The following is a 17,169-nucleotide window of genomic DNA, read 5'->3' as shown; positions in this document are numbered from 1 at the left end:
GTCTGATTGAGTGCTTAGATTAAGATAGTAGCCCGCTTCTAGGGGATGAGTAGGTCTTGTATGGTACAAACGCCTTCTAAAACACTGACTTTGGCTGAGTTTTTACAGTTACCTGAAACCAAGCCTGCTTATGAATATATAGATGGCCAAGTCATCCAGAAACCGATGCCTCAAGGGAAACATAGTGCCATCCAAGGGGAACTAATAACGGCTATCAATGCTGTGGTGAAAGTTAACCGAATTGCTCGTGCATTTCCTAAGCTGCGCTGCACTTTTGCTGATCAATCTGTAGTTCCTGATATTGTGGTTCTCCTTTGGAATCGGATCCCTCGTGATCAGAATGGTGAAGTTGCCAACGTGTTTTCTATCGCTCCAGATTGGATCATTGAAATTCTATCTCCTGAACAGAACCAAACAAGAGTGATCAAAAAGATCCTTCACTGTTTGAAACATGGATCCCAGATGGGTTGGCTGATCGATCCGGCGGAACGGACAGTTCTAGTCTATCGTCCAAAGCAAGAAACCGAGATCTTTGAAGTACCAGATGACATTATTCCCAGCCCACCCTTTGCAAGCGAGCTGAAACTAAAAATCAAAGACTTATTTGCCTGGTTGGTTGAGTGAGAGCACAGCCATTAAGGATTAGATCTAAAACATTTTTTGTCTATTCCTAGCTCCAAATCCTAGCTCCAAAGTGTCTGGGAAAGAGCATCATCCAGTAGCAGCCATGCGGGCGAGCGCCAACGCTAGCGAGGTTGCCGCCACAATCGGATCAATCACCGGGATCCCCAAGCGTGTGGAGAGAGAGTCGGCGAATCCTGTCATACCGGCACAACCGAGTGGGATCCCAAACATGAGGCTATGGTGCCACAGCCCTTTAATGCTCCGCAGTCGCGTGTCGCGTAGCATTAGCGTTGCGTAGCAACAATGCCTACGGCAGGCTGCGCCACCCCGAAAGTGAACGCGGGTTTACGACAACAACGGTGGTGTCCCTAACCCATTTCAAATTTCAAAAGGGCTAGAGTGCCCTGCACCGCTGTCGCGAGGGGGATTAACCCCCTGCCAGGTGACAGGTGTTGGGGCCAGGAAAGCCTGTCGGAGACAGACGTGCTAGTGTGCCCTTGGCGCAAAGGGCTGTCAGGAGTACACAGGATCACCTGAAAGTTCAGCAGGTATTCAGCTTAGAAGGGATCCCTTCCCGCAGGCGGGTGCGAATTGCTTGCCAAACCTGTTCTGCCAACTGGGGCGGGCTGATTTCCGACGGGATGGAGACCCTCACATCAGCCTGGGCATAAAACGGTTGCCGCTGCTGCATGAATCTGTGGAGGGTTGCTTCCGGATCCGGGGTTTGCAACAGAGGGCGTTGGTCGGGATCCCTGAGCAACCGTTGCCAAATCAGGGCAGGGGCCGCATCCAACCAGATGGTGAGACCATGGTGTAAATAGCTCCAATTTTGGGGCCGGAGGACAATACCCCCTCCCGTGGCGATCACCAGTCGTGTGTAGCTGCTCAGCTGAGCCAGCACCTGCGTTTCTAGATCCCGGAAGTAGGCTTCCCCCTGTTTTGCAAAAAGGTCTGGAATGGGACAACCCGCCACCTGCTCCACCAGCACATCGGTATCGAAAAATTGAAACCCCAACTGTGCCGCCAGCTCGACCCCAAGCGTTGATTTGCCACTGGCCATCATGCCAATGAGGTAGAGATTAACCCCCTGCAATCGCTCCGCTTCTTCTGGATGAATCATGAATGCAGAACACACCTAGATGGATCTGTGAAACATAGCCATTAAACATAGCCGTGTTCCGCCAAAAACTCCAAAGAAATGGAACTTTCGGGTGAACCCAGGCCCAACAATTTTTCCACATATTTGCCCAGCATGTCCGCCTCCACATTGACGGGATCCCCAGCCTGCAATAGAGAAAGATTGGTGTCGTGATAGGTCTGGGGAATGACGGCCACACGAAACCAACAGCCCCCCTGACGCACCTCGGCAATGGTGAGGCTTACCCCATTCACTGCCACACTGCCCTTAGGCACAATGTAACGACCAATCTCGCCGGGAACCTTGAAACTCAGCTCCCAGGCATCGCCCGTAGCTACTTGATCCCAAAGTTGCCCCACCCCGTCGATGTGTCCGCTGACGAAATGGCCCCCTAGCTTATCTCCAACTCGTAGGGAAGGCTCCAAATTCACCGTGCGCACACCGGATCCCTGGCCCCATAGGGAGCGCCGCACCGTTTCTGGAGACACATCCGCCAGAAAGCCCTCAGGCAGAATTTCGACCACCGTCAGGCATAGGCCATCCACGGCAACGCTATCTCCATAGGCCAGTTGCGGCTGTAGCGCTGGGCAGGTGACCTGTACCCGTGAGGGGCTAATCAACTGGGCAGTACCCATGCTTTGCACTAGGCCCGTAAACATCCAACTTGCCTCCCCACCTTAGGCTTTGCCAGCTGCTTTTTTGGCTTTCTGTTTTTCTCGCTCCTTGGCCCGTTTCTCGGCGGCTTTGGCAGCTTTTTCGGCAGCCAGCTGATCCTGGCGGGCTTTCTCTTTTTCTTCTGCAATTTTTTCTAGGTAGTAGTGATAGTCCCCTGGGTAGGCGACCAATTCCCCATCGCGGATTTCTACAATTTTGTTGGCCACTTTTGAGATGAAGTAACGATCATGGGAGACAACGATCACGGTGCCATCGTAGTGCTGTAGGGCTTCTTCTAGCATCTCTTTGGCCGGAATATCCAGGTGATTGGTGGGCTCATCTAGAATTAACAAATTGGCCGGTTGCAGCAACATTTTCGCCAGCGCTAGGCGAGCCTTTTCTCCTCCACTGAGGGCCGCAACCTTCTTAAACACCGTATCGCCACTAAACAGAAAGCGCCCGAGCAGAGTGCGCACTTCTTCGTTTTTCCAATCGGGCACTTCGTCGTGGATCGTGTCCATGACGGTTTTGTTGAGATCCAACGCCTCCGCTTGGTTTTGCTCAAAGTAGGAGGGAATGACGTTGTGTACCCCCAGTTGGATGGATCCCTCAGTAGGTTGCTCTAGACCGATAATCAGGCGCAGGAGGGTGGATTTCCCGGCCCCATTTGGCCCTAGGAAGGCAATGCGATCCCCTCGCTCGATCAGCAGTTCTGCTCCCAAAAATAAAATTTTGTCGCCATAACTGTGGGTTAGATTCTCAATTTTTACCACCTCACGGCCACTGCGGGGGGCAGGGGGAAAGCGAAACTTAAGGGTACGCACATCTCCGACGGGAGCTTGAACCCGTTCGATCTTCTCCAGTTGTTTTTCACGGCTTTTGGCCTGGGTACTGCGGGTGGCGCTGGCCCGGAAGCGATCCACAAAGGCTTGCTGCTTTTCAATTTCCTTCTGTTGCCGCTCGTAGGTGGCCTGCTGGGTTTCCCGTTGCTCGGCTTTTTGCAGTAGATATTGAGAATAGTTGCCCAAATAGGTGGTGGATACCCCTCGTTCTGTTTCGACAATTTGGGTACAAAGCCGATCCAAAAATTCGCGGTCATGAGAAACGATCACCATTGGAATGGTTAGGCCCTTCAAATAGGTTTCTAGCCACTCAATGGTCTCTAGATCCAGATGGTTGGTTGGTTCATCCAAGAGCAGCAAATCAGGCTTTTGCAATAGGATTTTGCCTAAGCTCATGCGCATTTGCCAGCCACCACTAAAGGCACTCACCAAGCGGTCGCTATCTTCCGGCTCAAACCCCATCTCCGGTAAAATTTTGTCGATGCGGGCATCCAATTCATAGCCATGTAAACTCTCAAATTGTCGTTGCAGACGATCCATGCGGTGCAACAGGGTTTCCAGGGTATCGGGATCCGCCTGCTCCATCTGCCGGGTGACTTGAGATAGCTCCAGTTGGATACGATTTGCTTCTTCAAAAACCGTCCAAAACTCCTCCCGCACGGTGCGCCCGGGATCCACCACCTCAAATTCTTGGGTGAGATAGGCAATATGCAAACTGGCGGGGCGAATCACTTCTCCGGCGGTGGGCTCCTCTTGCCCAGAGATGATCTTCAGTTGGGTGGTTTTCCCGGCTCCGTTCACCCCCACCAAGCCAATGCGATCTCCAGGTTTGACCTCCCAATTCACGTCCTTGAGTACCTCGCCCGTCGGGTAGATCTTGCTGATGTGTTCCAGTCGCAGCATGGTGTTCCTTGTGTGGGTGATCGATGCCGATTCGACGAAGCAGGACAGAGGGTGTCTGACTCCAGCAGCCCTGTGGCGATTTCTTTACATTCCTATCTGATCTTACGCAGTCCTGGGATCCCCGTCCACGCATGGCTTACCTCCTTTGGCCTCAGTCTTCCGCTGGGATCCCCAAGGGGTTGGCAGGACAGGGATGTAACTAAGGTTACAGTTTATGGCGTTTTTTGTTACACTCCGCGCCAGAGTGAAATAATAAAGAAGACCTAAAGGAGGCGCGGTCACTACTCATTCAGGGGAAGTTGATGGGATCCCAGCGGAGCAGGAGGAGGGATGAATAGATCTGCCTGCTTGAGGGTGAGTCCTCCGATTCGACAAGGGTGAACGAACACTTATTCCAGATAGATTCTGCCAGATAGATTCTGGAAGAACGGAGTGAAGTTTTTTTATTTTTTGAATTGATCTGGATGATATCAAGAAGATTTTTTGAGGTTAGGTTGAAGGTGATAAAGGGGTAACCTTGCTATGGCCATTTCACGACGTATGCTGACGGCTGCGATCCCGTCTGGTACAGCATACAATTTCCCAGACAGCCCTGATGTGGAACAGTTCAAGCAAACCAAACGAGATTTGGAAAAAAAGAACCGAGAATTGCAGCTCCTCCACCATCTTTCGCAACTGCATCTGGTGACCACAACTCTACGGGAAGCGTTTCAGTCGGCAGCAGCTCAAATTGCGGAAGCTACAGAATTTCCAATGGTGGCGATTGCGCGATACGATACAGCCCGCCAAGTCATGGTATTCGAGGGTATGGTCGGGATCCCGATGCCGCCAGGCCTCTCGGTTTTGGAAGTGCCTGTGGAGGAGACCTGCTCAGGGATTGTGGTGCAGCAGAAGCAACCTTTCGTAAAGACCTATACTCCCAAAGAAGAGAAAGCCTGTGATCGCAATAGCTTGCTCAGCCAGCTGAAGATTGGCACCTTTGTTTGCATTCCGATGCTGTTTGGGGAAGAAGCGATGGGCACTCTCAGTTTGGCTCATCCCCAGCCCATCGCAGTGGATAGGGAGCAGTTGGCTGGCTGGATCAGTTTGGCCAATTACCTGGCCCTATTGGCTCACAACAAACAGATGGAAGAGGGGCTGCGCCAAAGTCATGAGCGCTACTCTTTAGCGACCCAGGTGGCCAAAGGTATCGTCTACGAATGGGATCCCCGGGCCAATTCGGTTCTGCGGGAGAGGGGTTTGTTTGAGCTTCTGGGCTTTCGAGAGGAGGAGGCAGCACCAACTGCAGATTGGTGGATGGAGCGTATCCATCCCGAAGATTTACCGGCTTGTATGGCTGAGTTTGAACAGCTTTTTGCCGGAAAGCAAGACCAATTTCAGTGTGAATACCGGGTTCGCCATCGAGATGGATCTGATGTGTTTGTGTTGGATCGAGGGGTAGCTCTACGGGATCCGCAAGGACAGATCATCCGCATCATTGGCAACACGCAAGATATCGGCCTACTAAAAACGACGGAACAAGCGTTACAACAGCAACTGCAACAAACGAAGCTGCTTACAGAAATTTCTCATCACATCCGTGAATCTTTGGATCTTGATCAAATTCTTAACACAACCGTTTCGGAAGTACGATCCCTACTGCAAACAGATCGGGTCATTATCTTCCGCTTTCGGCCCGATTGGAGTGGAGATGTGGTCACCGAGGCTGTAGCGGATCCCTGGCGACCGATTTTAGGATCCAACATTTATGACAATTGCTTTGCCCAGTCCTTTGTTGCGCCTTATCAGCAAGGGCGTGTCAAAGCCATCGAAGATATAGAAACTGCTGGTCTTAATCCCTGCCATGTTCAGTTGCTCAAGCAACATCAGGTGCGGGCCAATTTGGTGGTGCCGATTTTGCAAGAGGGATCCCTGTGGGGTTTGTTGATCGCCCATCATTGTCGTGGCCCTCGCCACTGGCAAAATCATGAGGTGGATCTCCTCAAACATTTAGCCGACCAAGTGGCCATCGCCATTCACCAATCTCAGCTTTACCAACAGGTACGCCAACTAAACACCGACCTAGAAGACATGGTGGATGAGCGCACCCGACAACTACGACAGGCCCTCGAGTTTGAATCTCTGGTCAAAGGCATCATCGAAAAAGTGCGTGACAGCCTGAATGAAGACTACATTCTACAAACTGCGGTCGAAGAATTAGGCCGTCAACTTCAGATCATTTGCTGCGATACCGCTCTCTATCACCACGACAGTCAATCCTCAACGATCAATCACGAATATCTCAACCTCAATAGCCCAGGATTGTTGCCTGCCTTGGGCAAAGTAACCGCCTTCCAGGACTTTCCCGATCTGTATCACCAACTTTTGCAGGGCCAGTCGATACAATTTTGTCTGCGGGAAAGCCCTTCCTATCGCAACCCTTCCCCAGATCCCGCAGAACGATTTACGGTGCTCAGTTGCCCCCTTCAGGATGAGCACCAAGTCTTGGGGGATATGTGGCTTTACAAGCCCGCATTGGCGGTGTTCAGCGATGCGGAAGTGCGGATGATTCAGCAGGTGGCCAACCAATGTGCCATTGCCCTGCGACAAGCCCGTCTCTACAAAGCCTCTCTGGCCCAAGTGCAAGAACTGGAGCGACTGAACCAACTAAAGGATGATTTCCTCAGCACGGTTTCTCATGAGTTGCGTTCCCCGATGGCCAGCATCAAAATGGCTGCCAAGATGCTCTCGCTGGTGCTGGATCGAATCGATATTTCTGGCGAAAATGAAGCGCTCATCCAACGCTATTTGTCAATTCTCGACCAGGAATGTGCCCGAGAAACCAACTTGATCAACGACCTTTTGGAACTTTCCCGCCTCGATGCCAATACCCAACCGCTGGAATGGGACACCCTTAACCTCCAAGACTGGCTGCCCCGACAGTTGGATCCCTTTCGGGAACGGGCTGCCTCCCACGCCCAAAGCCTCACCCTGTTTTTGCCAGAAAGGCTGCCCCCCATCATCACCTCTGCAGGGTATCTGGAGCGGCTTTTCACAGAGCTGCTCACCAATGCCTGCAAGTACACCCCAGCCGGGGAACGGATCACAGTCTCCGTTGCATTTCTGGAGAATACTTGGCAACTGCAGGTGGTGAATACAGGCGTGGTCATTCCCCCAGAAGAACTGGCGCGGGTGTTTGATAAGTTTTACCGGGTGCCCAACAACGATCCGTGGAAACATGGGGGTACGGGTCTGGGCTTGGCCTTAAGCCAAAAAGTTGCCGAACGCCTCCAGGGATCCCTTAGGGCCGAAAGTGAGCAGAACGAAACCCGCTTTATTTTGGAGTTGCCTCTACAACCTCAGTGAACTTTTCTTCACGTTACGAAGAGCAGCGTAAAGCCCCCGGTTTCTAACCGGGGGATATAAGCGCACAGGCTGAATTTATTCAGCAACAGAAACAGTACAATAGTCCCCATGAAACGGGTCACCACGACACTCAAGCTCAAGTTTCTTGACCTCAATGCGGTCAAAGCAGAGATGTTTAACCAGACGGTTTGTGCGACAACCGCACTGGCAAACGAACTGCTCCGCATCAGTCCGAAGGAACGAAAAGCCTTGACAACCGCCAAAGTGGTGACACCACTCAAGTCGGCCCTCTCCAACCAGGTGATTCGTGTCCTGAAGGGGAAAGCCGGCCAGCGGGTCAAGCACTTCAAAGTGTTCTGGCCAGAGGTCAACAACCAAAACTGGAAGCTGCACAAAGTAGGTAGCACCTACTCGGTGAGTTTTCCCACGATTCAGGGTGACAAGCGGGTTCCCCTTGAGGTTAGCAGTTCCTACTATGCCGAGCGTCTTGAGCGCATCCTGGCCGAACAGGATTGTGAACGGGGAACCTTGAAACTCATGAAGCTACGGGGCTGTTGGTACGCGGTTGTATCTATCACTTGGGAAGTTCCCGAAGTGAAGAGTACGGAGCGGCTGGGTGTTGACCGTGGGCAGAACCGTTTGGCAGTGGCGGCCACCCGTTGGGGTCGGGCGGTGTTTTTTGGGGGTGGAGAGGTAGCCTATCGTCGTCGGCGTTTCCAGAAGCGTCGTGCCCAGTTGCAACAGGCGGGTAAATACCGAGCACTCAAGCGACTGGAGCGCAAAGAAGCCCGTTGGATGAGGGCGGTCAACCACACCGTTAGCCGTCGCATTGTACGGTTTGCCAATGCGGTAAATGCAGATGTGTGGATGGAAGACCTCTCGGGTATCCGCCAATCCAGACAGAGCCAGAAGGCGCGTTCGGATGCCGGGAAATCGCGCCATACCTGGTCGTACTACGACCTGGAGTGGAAGGTTGCCTACAAGCTGGAAATGGCGGGTAGGACGCTGCACAAGCGTCCGGCTGCCTACACATCCAAAACCGACCACAGGACAGGATTGATTGGGAAAAGGAGTGGGCATCTGTTCACTGGGCAGGACGGGTATTGCTGTGACGCGGACTGGAATGCCGCAATAAACATTGCTCGGTGGGACGGCTTTTCGTGTCCCTTGAGTCTAAAAGAAGCCCTGCCCGTAATAGGCAGGGTCGGCTCAGGGGATGGGGTAGTTGGCAATCCCCTGAACTCCATGAATCCTCCACAACTTCAAGCTGTGGGGAGCTAGAAGGGAGAATCCCCCGGTTTCTAACCGGGGGAGTGTCAATAGGGTTCTGTTGCTGGGCAGACTAGGATCAGCCCACCTTCCACCTGGGATCCCTCCTGGCATGAGCTCTCCCGTTCGCATTCTCATCGCCGACGATCATCCCCTGTTCCGGCTGGGGTTGAAGTTTGCTCTGCAAGCGCAAGGGTTTGAGGTCGTAGCAGAAGCAGAAACGGGATCCCAGGCGGTGCGCTGTTGCCGAGAGGCCCCGATTGATGTCGCCATTTTGGATGTGCGGATGCCGGATGGAGATGGTATTGTTGCCTGCCAGCAGATTACCGAGATGGGATTGCCCTTGGTAGTGCTGTTGATGACCACCTTTCAAGAGCCGGCCTTGATCGAAGCAGCCCGCCAAGCGGGGGCCAAAGGCTACCTGTCCAAAGAAACCGATCCGGCAGACTTGGCCCAGATGATCCGGCACATCTTGGCTGCACCAGAACAAGATTGGTTACCCGCCAAACAAGAGCTGCCCAAACTAACCCCCCGCGAGCTGTGTGTGCTGCAACTGATGATGGAGGGCTTAGCCAACAAACAGATCGCCCGTCGCCTCGGCCTGAGCATTGAAACCGTGAAGGAATATGCCAGCACCGCCTACCGCAAACTAGAGGCTAGCGACCGCGTCACCGCCCTATTTAAGGCCCAACAACTGGGCCTTTTGTAATTCGTAAAGGACGTGTAGAGGGGGCTTGGGTTCCCCCCAGAGGTGGGGATGTCCGGTGGCAATGATCACCTGCATACTGTTGCTAGTTTGGCATCTTGGCAAGGGATCCCTTGTTTTTAGGTGTCTTTCTCCTTTCCGTCATCTGAGATACGGCCATGCCTGCTCCTTCCACCCTGCTGCTCAAGCTTACCCTGCGCTTGCTTGGCTCCTTGAAGACACGGGTGAGTCGCCACAAGATTCGGCAGAAGGGCTTTGTTCTGCCAATTGCAATTCTCATCGTTCTTGTTCTGAGCTTGGTAACGGTGGGCTTGCTGACCCGCTCGACTCAGCGCAGTGTGCAAACTCAAGTGGAGCGGGCTGGCCAAACCGTTAGCCGACAGCTAAATGCAGCCATTGATCGGGCTAGAGCCAAGATTGATTTCCTGATTCGGGATCCTCGTCTTCCCAACAGTGCCCCCACAGATGCTCAGTTCTCCTCAGCTCTGATTAATGATGGGGTTCTTGTCACTAGGAATGATGACGAGCCTTATATCTTACCTGATGAAAATCAATTTGTGATCACCACTGATATTCAGGTGGAGGATCCCCCTAATTCTGGGAATTTTGTTAATGTCCCAGTGCGGGCACCCGCTTGGTGGTTCTTGGTGGACACTGACAACAATGGCACCGATGACTCTGTAACCGTTTATACGATTCTCAGCACGCGTCGGGCTGCCGGTAATGATTTTGAAGACAACGATTTGACCGATACTGAGCGGGCGCGTCGGTTAATGATCCGCAGTGGCCCACTGCAAGGGTCAGCCTTAGCAGGGTGTACAGATGCTCCGACCGACCAAACCGTCAACCCTAATGTCGGCGACTGGTTTCAAGTTGGCTCTGCATTGTACAAGCCTTTCCAGGTTTATGCAGTCACTCTACCGGTTCAAGGGGCTGACTCCACAACTCGCGCCATTTCTGCTTTGCAATTTCAGCAGGATCGTCGGCGAGATTTGTTGAATAAGTGGGGGGCATTTAGTCGGGGAGACATGGAGTATTTCTTCACTCCCGGCTACAACTGGAACGGAGCCATTTATGCCGGAGGGAGTCTCTTCTTCCGCTATGGGCCGAATAATCTGTTTCGCGCCTTTACCATTAGCTCCGAGCAGTCTTGCTTCTACATGCCTGCAGATAACTCCGAAATTAAAGCCTTTGGAGAACTGGTTGCAGGAGCTATTGGATATGCGGGAGAGGAAGCGAGTGACAATTTAATCTTCGATGCACACCCTGGCTTGGCGGATGTAGAGCCGAGCCAACCCTATCCGCGCCTCAACAATCTGAATTTTGATTCGGTTCAAAACGGTACAACTCCTGAGAATGTAGCGCTAGATCCTCTCGAGCTTCAGCTTTTTGGCCGAACTCGTAATCGAGGAAGCTATACACGTGATCCTGAGGGGTGGGCAACTTCTCCCATTAATGTAAGGAGAAGCCCCACTTCTGGGCCACCGGGACGTGTGGATGCAGGTGGTTTTGAAGCTGGCCCAACACAGGTTTGTCCCCCCTATGTGGATGATGTATATCGGGCGGACAATCGATTTGGTCCCAAAGCCAGTTATGACCGACCACCCATCACACCAGATCCCAATACTGGTTGTGATGTCCCAACTTTTGCAGCAACTTTTAATCAAACCGCAGGTGAATTGATTCCTGGAACTGCTGTAAATAACCAGAATGAATCCTTAACCGCGGAAAACCCTGCTCCAGGGGCTTTGTCTGAAGTAGGGCTAGATGGTTATTGGGAGAGACGTTCTCGGTTTGAAGGCTTACGGGTCATTGTTGGACAGCGGTTGGAACTCACTCGGACAGATACTCTGCCCTTGCCTCTGGTTCCCCCTACAAGCGAGTTAACGGGTTTGCAGCCCTTTTTCATCAGCAACGAAGCACGGCAGCGCCTAACCCTTCGAGACAATCCAGCAGCAGTTCAAGCAACTGCTGTTTATCACTACAGCCAAAATAATGGAAATTTCCCTGTAGCCTGTTTGGCGACAGTGGCTCACCCTGCTTCCCCAGATAGCTTGAGACGAGCCTCTACTTTCCCCTTAGGTAGCCAAACCAATCAGTTGGGGATCAACTTCTTCACAGGTCAGGGAACCAATGTTTGGGAATATGATCCTGCTCCTATGCAGAATCGGTTGACTCCTGGTACTCCCCTGTGGACGGCCTTAACCAACTTGGCCAATTTCGCCGGGGATCCCCAAGGGGCCTTTCCTCCCACCCAAGAGCCGGGACGGATTCATCCGGATCCGTTCATCACTGCCTTTGGGAACTTCTCGGAACTGCGGCGAGCCATTGAGATTGTCAACAATGACCCGGCCAATCTAAATGGGCTGAGTTTGGCAGATCGGACCACTCTGCAAACGGCAGGTTGCATGCTGGGGATGTTGGCAGACAATATCCTGCGTATTCAGACTGCTGCTGAGGAAGGGGATCCGGCAGCCCAGATCCTATGGAATGACATTGACGCAAGCCGGAGAGGGGAGCGAGACACCAATTCTGCTACTGGGGAACCTGTTCATCGTTTTTACTTGCCTCTGCGCTATATCTTCCCAATCACTCCTTCAACTACTTCTTTCTTTGATGAGACGGATCCACTAGAGACAGAGCGACGCGCAGCCTACTCCTTCTTGCCTAACAGAGTCAGATATCAAGCTGTAAATGACTTAAGCCAAGTTGCTTTACAGCCTCGAGCTGGAATTGGCAACTGGGCCTTGCCCCATGCGCCCCAAGCTTGTCCTTCTGGATCTGGGGGAATTGAGCCAGGCCCTAACAGCAACCAGTTTGAACTGATTCGGATTGGTACACAGTGTCATCGCGTGCCCTTCAAGGATTCTGTTTTTTACGATGGGCGCGAAGCAATGGCGGTTCGGGCCTTGAATGTGGACTTGGCTCTACTGACCAACAACGTCAACAATCAAGCCAACGGTCTAATTGGTGGCGATACCTGGTTACCTGCTGGGATTGAAGAGAATCGGGAAGGGGGGATTTTCTATGCCTTCCGGGAAGATGCTGTGCGAGAAGATGCTATTGCACGCCCACCTCTTGGAAACTTTGCCGGTTACCAAACCGCCTGGCGCAACAACAATGCCAGAGGGGAGTTGGGTAGCGCTGGCGTGATGAATGCAGGACAGCCAGGTCGGGGTACGGTTAATAACCAAACAGTTTGGGATCCCCCAGTATCCAACGTACCTCCCGATAACACAGGCTTAAGTCCAAAGCCAGTGGACTACTACGCCGACCCGGATCGGCGGCCCTATGGATTCCGACTGCGGAATGGGGCGGTATTGCGGCGGGGAGGCTTAAATCCAGACGAGGCTATATTTGGTTTGTCCTTTATCTCCGATAACCCTGTTTACATTCAAGGGGACTTTAACCTCCACCAAGACGCTAATGGGAATCGTCTGGAAGAATTTACGAATTTGCTCACTTTCGGTGGAGATGGCCTCTACAACAACTTCTACGGTCGGCTTCGTCAAAATGAAAATGCGAACTTTGCCCGTGCTCTAGGGGATCTATGGCGGCCCGCTGACATTTTGGGAGATTCGGTGAATATCCTCTCATCAGATTTCTGTGATGGCAGCATTGACGATGGGTTGATTCAGGATGGCACCCTCAATGGGGGTGGTTCTAGCTTTGTGGCGAATCGAGACTATCAAAGTGGACGCGCTTCTGCTCCCCGTCGTAACCAATACTACGGCTGCACTGGGCCTAATTTGGGAGCCAATACCTCCTTCCTCAACCAAGCCCTGGTGATCAGGGGCAACAATTGGCCGGCTCCGGATCCCAACAATGCAGGAGCAGGGGTACTTCGCTTTGACAATACCGGCGGTGCGCAAAACCTAGGTAACAACACCAACCAGCCTGGTTGGCCAGATCTGTTTGCTAGAGATACAGTCTTTGCCCGCTTTGACAATACGGATGGGGATCCCAGCAACGATGACAGAACAGCGGGAGGCGGAGTGCCGCAGGTGCGGCAGTTGCGAGCACCCGATCTGGGCTATGCCGCCTTCGGTACCCGCATCTCTGCCCTGGGTAACCCGGTGATAGACACCTCCCGTTGGGTGATGGTAGCTCCGCCTGGGCCTTGCCCTGTGCCGAATGGGTCTGGGTTGCTGGCCGAGTACTACAACGGCTGGCTCTCCAGTCCTCAGAACCAGTACAACCGCAATGGAACGAACTTTGCGGCCACCGGCAATGCTGGCCCGTTGGATTCAGCTGCCCGAACGGCCAACCTGCCCTATTTGCGTTCGGTGCGCTGGCCGGATCCGATTTATCCGGGTCAAGGGATCCCTGAAAATGTGGGTGCCTCTACAGGTGCTCCCACCTGTAGCTTCGCCAGCGGAGCAACCACGGCGCAGAGATGGGCCTGTGTGCGGGATGCCATCAACAATGTCAGCAATCTGGCAGGGTTTGCTCGCAGTGAAGGTTCTTTCCCCAGCTGGGGAGGCTTTAACTACCAGTTTGGTGGTAGTGGTTCCATAGACTCCAACTCGCCCTTCAAGCGGCGACTGTACAACAACGCACTGACTTCTTGTAACGGCTCTCTGGCTGATATCTTGTTACCCACCTGTCGTCTGTCGGTGCCCATTCTCTCTCCTCCGAATCCTTGGCCCCCTGTAGCTCCTTTCATCCCTCCGGATCCCGATCCAGATCGCCGGGATCGTGGGGATTTCTTCTGGGATCCCAGTTGTGGTGAACCCGAGACAGGTGGCCTGGTCATCGATGCCGATGATATTGGCTACTCCTATGTGCCCCTGGGCAATCCTCGCATTGCCTATAACAATAATCCTCCCAACAATGGTGTAGTGGACTTCACCTTTGAAGCCAATCAATTCAACCATCTGCGTTCTTGCTGGCGGCGCAGAAGTGGGGGAAGCCCCAGCGGTAATAACCAGGGGAATGACTTTTTCGTTGTGCGCTGGGTGGGTGAGCTTTATCCCCGTTATCCGGGATTGGTGAACTACAACCTGAATACGGATGATGGCGGAAGAATTGTGATTCGGCGGCGGGATGCCTCTACAGCCACCTTCAGAAATGCTTCAGCAGGGAGTGGGACTTTCCTGAACTTGGGGCCGAATGCTGCCGGGGTGGAGTCTTGGTTTGATAGTGGTAATGCCCAGACGACTTTACGGGTGGAGTTGGAGTGTGCGGATCCATCCCAGCCCTCCCCTTACCTAGTGGAAATCCAAGCCTACGAAAACGGAGGGAATGCCTTTGTTCGCTTTAGCACCAACCCCGATGGCCAATCTGCAGAAAGCTACGATCTGCGCTATTTGAAACCGATACCGCCGGTCAACAAACCCTGTGAGCCGGATCAAACCAAAACCGTCAAGGATCCCTCCGTTCAAGCCAAATGTGCTGCGTCGCTGAACTGTGATCCCATTTGGACTGGTTGGGGACCCGCCTGTGATACGACAATCTGTGTTGCAACCACCATCACCCAAACCAAAACGGCCACGCTCCCTGCGGGATGTCCTGGTACTCCTCCTACACCACAAACTCAACTAGTCACCTGTCAGCCTCAATTTACTTATGGGAATTGGTCGCCTTGGTCGCCCGCTTGTACCCAAACCCAGCAGTGCAATGGGACTCAGATTACCCAAACCCGTAGCCGCACAGTCACTCCTCTGTGTACGACCAATCCTCCCTTCACCCAAACTGAAACCCAAACCATCACCTGCTCACCACCTAGCCCAACTTGTGGCAACTGGTCGGATTGGAGTCCGGCCTGTACTGTGGCCAATGGTGGCACCAAGGTGACCCAGACTCGTTCTCGCACCTGTACTTCGGTCTGTAAAGGGAGCTATACCGAAAGCCAAAGCCAAACCGTTACTTGCCCAGCTACGTGCAATTACGAGTACGGGCCTTGGTCTCCTACCTGCGACAGCCTGACTATTGCCTGCGGCACCAGCCAGCCTCTCAACCAAACCCGAACGGGTACTCTAGCTGCTGGTAGCAGCCCCACCTGTTCGGCCACCAAGACCGAGACCCAGACGATCACCTGCACCGGCAAGCCCTGTGGACCTACTACGTTTGCTCCCGACTCCCCCTTCGACACACCGTTGGGAGAACGGGTAGCCGTTAAGCCCAACACTCTTGATCTGCGCCCGGTTTGGGAAATTGAAGTGGAGCCGGAGCCGGAGACCATCAGTGTCAATACAGTAGCCGCTGTCCCTCCTGTTCCCGAAGGTGTAACGATTGCTCTACAGCCGGAGCTTTCACCTGTTCTGGAAGTGAAAGCTGCCAAAGTAGAACCCCACTGGCCGAGTGTATCGGAAGCCTTGCAAGCTGCCTTTAATTGGGTATTTGGAGAGCCAGCCTATGCCGCCCGCAATGGCTTAACCAGTGGCTTGCTTTCGAGCCAAATTGCCAATCCTAGCAAAGAACCCGGCATCCGACCCGCCGAGAATATTGGAGCTAAGATTCCCGGAACTCCTGCTGCGGGTACCGATAATTGGGCGCGGCAACTGCGGCGGCAACTCCTCAACAGCAGCGGAGAAATTCGCTGTGGAGAAGAGGAGGTTAATCCTATCGATAAAGGTTTCTGGGTGCCGGGAGTGTTCCGACCCAACTTCAATACCACCTTTAAGTACACGGCCTATACAGGTGCCAGCCGCCCCAGCACTCTAAAATTTGTCCCTGATCCTAAAGATCCAACCGTCAATATTGTTGTTGATCGGGATCCTCTGTTTGGGAATATCCCTGGCGTACAACCTCAGATGGTGCTGAACCCCTATGCCCGTGTGAACAACGCTACGGCCCAAACCTACACCCCGACCTCTACCTATCTGGACGGTTACTACATCGACGATAAAGGTGTAGAGAGCATTCAGAATGGGCTCTGCTTCTATGTCAAGCCGAGTGGGAATGCGATCCAGATTCAGGTTGATCGCAACGGCAGCGATGGTGGACAGCAGGAATGGGTGAATGTTGAGCCGTTTACGCTCAACATCAATGCGGCAACAACTGGCTTTGCGGGTACCAACCCAGTTTTGGGCGTGATTCTGGATGAAGTGACCCGCCGCCCGATACCGATCCCCAATTTCCAAGAATTGGCCTCCGCCACCCTTGCCAATCGACGCCGCAATGATAACGGAACTACCAACTATCAGTTGCAACCGGCTTCGTCAACGCGGGTCAATGCGGTTGCCATTAGCGGTATTGTTCCCCCTCGGCTTAACCAACCCAGTGGTGGGATGCACAACTTCTTGCGCCTGAATGAGCTGTGGCGGAATCAGGATCTGTTCTTCAGTGGATCCATGATTCAACTGAACTACAGCACCTATGCAACCGGGCCATTCCTGCAGCGAAGTTTTGAGCCGCCTAATCTGGTGGCCGATCCAACGAATGTCCTTGGGTTTGATTATTACTTCCCACCCAACCGCCGCTTTGGCTACGATGTCGGTTTGCAAATTGCCCGTCGCTTCAGCCCTGTGTCGGCTCGTTTCCAATTCCCCTCCAATACCCGCACAGAATTCTTGCGGGAACTGGATCCACAGGATCCGTATGTGCGTCGCCTACGCTGTGCCTTACAGGCTCAGGCAGGAGTCAACCTGGAGGGTGCTGCACAAATTGGCGGTTGTGGAGAATTCAACTGATGAGATGGCGCCTCTGTGACTTGTGGGTACAGTTAGAGTAAAGGTGTGTATTGG

General features: G+C 53.1%; 9 protein-coding genes. 5 read left to right on the top strand and 4 right to left on the bottom strand.

All coding sequences use genetic code 11. The annotated features are described in order from the left end of the window. The first annotated feature begins 60 nt into the window (after nt 1–60). Nucleotides 61–624, top strand: coding sequence for a Uma2 family endonuclease (locus JX360_RS04130; RefSeq protein ID WP_244349329.1), 564 nt, complete (start codon nt 61–63; stop codon nt 622–624). An 87-nt stretch (nt 625–711) separates the two neighbouring features. Here JX360_RS04130 and JX360_RS04125 read toward each other — a convergent pair whose 3' ends face one another. The 4 genes from JX360_RS04125 to JX360_RS04110 form a co-directional block, all read right to left on the bottom strand. Beyond that, nucleotides 712–909, bottom strand: coding sequence for a hypothetical protein (locus JX360_RS04125; protein ID WP_244349327.1), 198 nt, complete (start codon nt 907–909; stop codon nt 712–714). Between the two features lie 256 nt (nt 910–1,165). Then, entirely contained in the window at nt 1,166–1,744 is a 579-nt protein-coding gene (locus JX360_RS04120; protein ID WP_244349325.1) for a shikimate kinase, read from the bottom strand. A gap of 41 nt (nt 1,745–1,785) precedes the next feature. Further along, nucleotides 1,786–2,421, bottom strand: coding sequence for a riboflavin synthase (locus JX360_RS04115; protein ID WP_244349324.1), 636 nt, complete (start codon nt 2,419–2,421; stop codon nt 1,786–1,788). 18 nt (nt 2,422–2,439) lie between these two features. Next, nucleotides 2,440–4,161 carry an ABC-F family ATP-binding cassette domain-containing protein gene (locus JX360_RS04110; RefSeq protein ID WP_244349323.1) on the bottom strand — a complete coding sequence of 574 codons (1,722 nt, stop codon included), beginning with the start codon at nt 4,159–4,161 and terminating at the stop codon, nt 2,440–2,442. Between the two features lie 522 nt (nt 4,162–4,683). Between JX360_RS04110 and JX360_RS04105 the strand changes: the two genes are divergently transcribed. The 4 genes from JX360_RS04105 to hpsA all read left to right on the top strand — a co-directional run bounded on the left by JX360_RS04105 (nt 4,684) and on the right by hpsA (nt 17,115). Further along, nucleotides 4,684–7,506, top strand: a complete 2,823-nt coding sequence (locus JX360_RS04105) for a GAF domain-containing protein (protein WP_244349322.1) — start codon at nt 4,684–4,686, stop codon at nt 7,504–7,506. 108 nt (nt 7,507–7,614) lie between these two features. Further along, nucleotides 7,615–8,787 carry an RNA-guided endonuclease TnpB family protein gene (locus JX360_RS04100; protein ID WP_244349321.1) on the top strand — a complete coding sequence of 391 codons (1,173 nt, stop codon included), beginning with the start codon at nt 7,615–7,617 and terminating at the stop codon, nt 8,785–8,787. A 100-nt stretch (nt 8,788–8,887) separates the two neighbouring features. Continuing rightward, nucleotides 8,888–9,484 (top strand): response regulator transcription factor, encoded by a 597-nt coding sequence (locus JX360_RS04095; RefSeq protein WP_244349320.1) that lies wholly within the window; start codon nt 8,888–8,890, stop codon nt 9,482–9,484. A 155-nt stretch (nt 9,485–9,639) separates the two neighbouring features. Continuing rightward, a complete protein-coding gene (hpsA, locus tag JX360_RS04090) occupies nt 9,640–17,115 on the top strand; it encodes a hormogonium polysaccharide biosynthesis protein HpsA (protein ID WP_244349318.1) in 7,476 nt (2,491 codons plus the stop codon). Nucleotides 17,116–17,169 lie beyond the last annotated feature (54 nt).

The sequence above is a fragment of the Thermostichus vulcanus str. 'Rupite' genome (assembly GCF_022848905.1).
Classification (GTDB): Bacteria; Cyanobacteriota; Cyanobacteriia; order Thermostichales; family Thermostichaceae; genus Thermostichus; species Thermostichus vulcanus_A.
The sequence above is the reverse complement of the archived record's forward strand: the minus strand, read 5'-3'. Positions and strand labels throughout refer to the sequence as shown.

Excerpts from the sequence above, each read along its gene's own strand:
- JX360_RS04095 (WP_244349320.1), top strand. The coding sequence starts at position 8,888 with ATGAGCTCTCCCGTTCGCATTCTCATCGCCGACGATCATCCCCTGTTC.
- JX360_RS04120 (WP_244349325.1), bottom strand. The coding sequence starts at position 1,744 with ATGATTCATCCAGAAGAAGCGGAGCGATTGCAGGGGGTTAATCTCTAC.
- JX360_RS04105 (WP_244349322.1), top strand. The coding sequence starts at position 4,684 with ATGGCCATTTCACGACGTATGCTGACGGCTGCGATCCCGTCTGGTACA.
- JX360_RS04115 (WP_244349324.1), bottom strand. The coding sequence starts at position 2,421 with ATGTTTACGGGCCTAGTGCAAAGCATGGGTACTGCCCAGTTGATTAGC.
- hpsA (WP_244349318.1), top strand. The coding sequence starts at position 9,640 with ATGCCTGCTCCTTCCACCCTGCTGCTCAAGCTTACCCTGCGCTTGCTT.
- JX360_RS04130 (WP_244349329.1), top strand. The coding sequence starts at position 61 with ATGGTACAAACGCCTTCTAAAACACTGACTTTGGCTGAGTTTTTACAG.
- JX360_RS04110 (WP_244349323.1), bottom strand. The coding sequence starts at position 4,161 with ATGCTGCGACTGGAACACATCAGCAAGATCTACCCGACGGGCGAGGTA.
- JX360_RS04125 (WP_244349327.1), bottom strand. The coding sequence starts at position 909 with ATGCTACGCGACACGCGACTGCGGAGCATTAAAGGGCTGTGGCACCAT.
- JX360_RS04100 (WP_244349321.1), top strand. The coding sequence starts at position 7,615 with ATGAAACGGGTCACCACGACACTCAAGCTCAAGTTTCTTGACCTCAAT.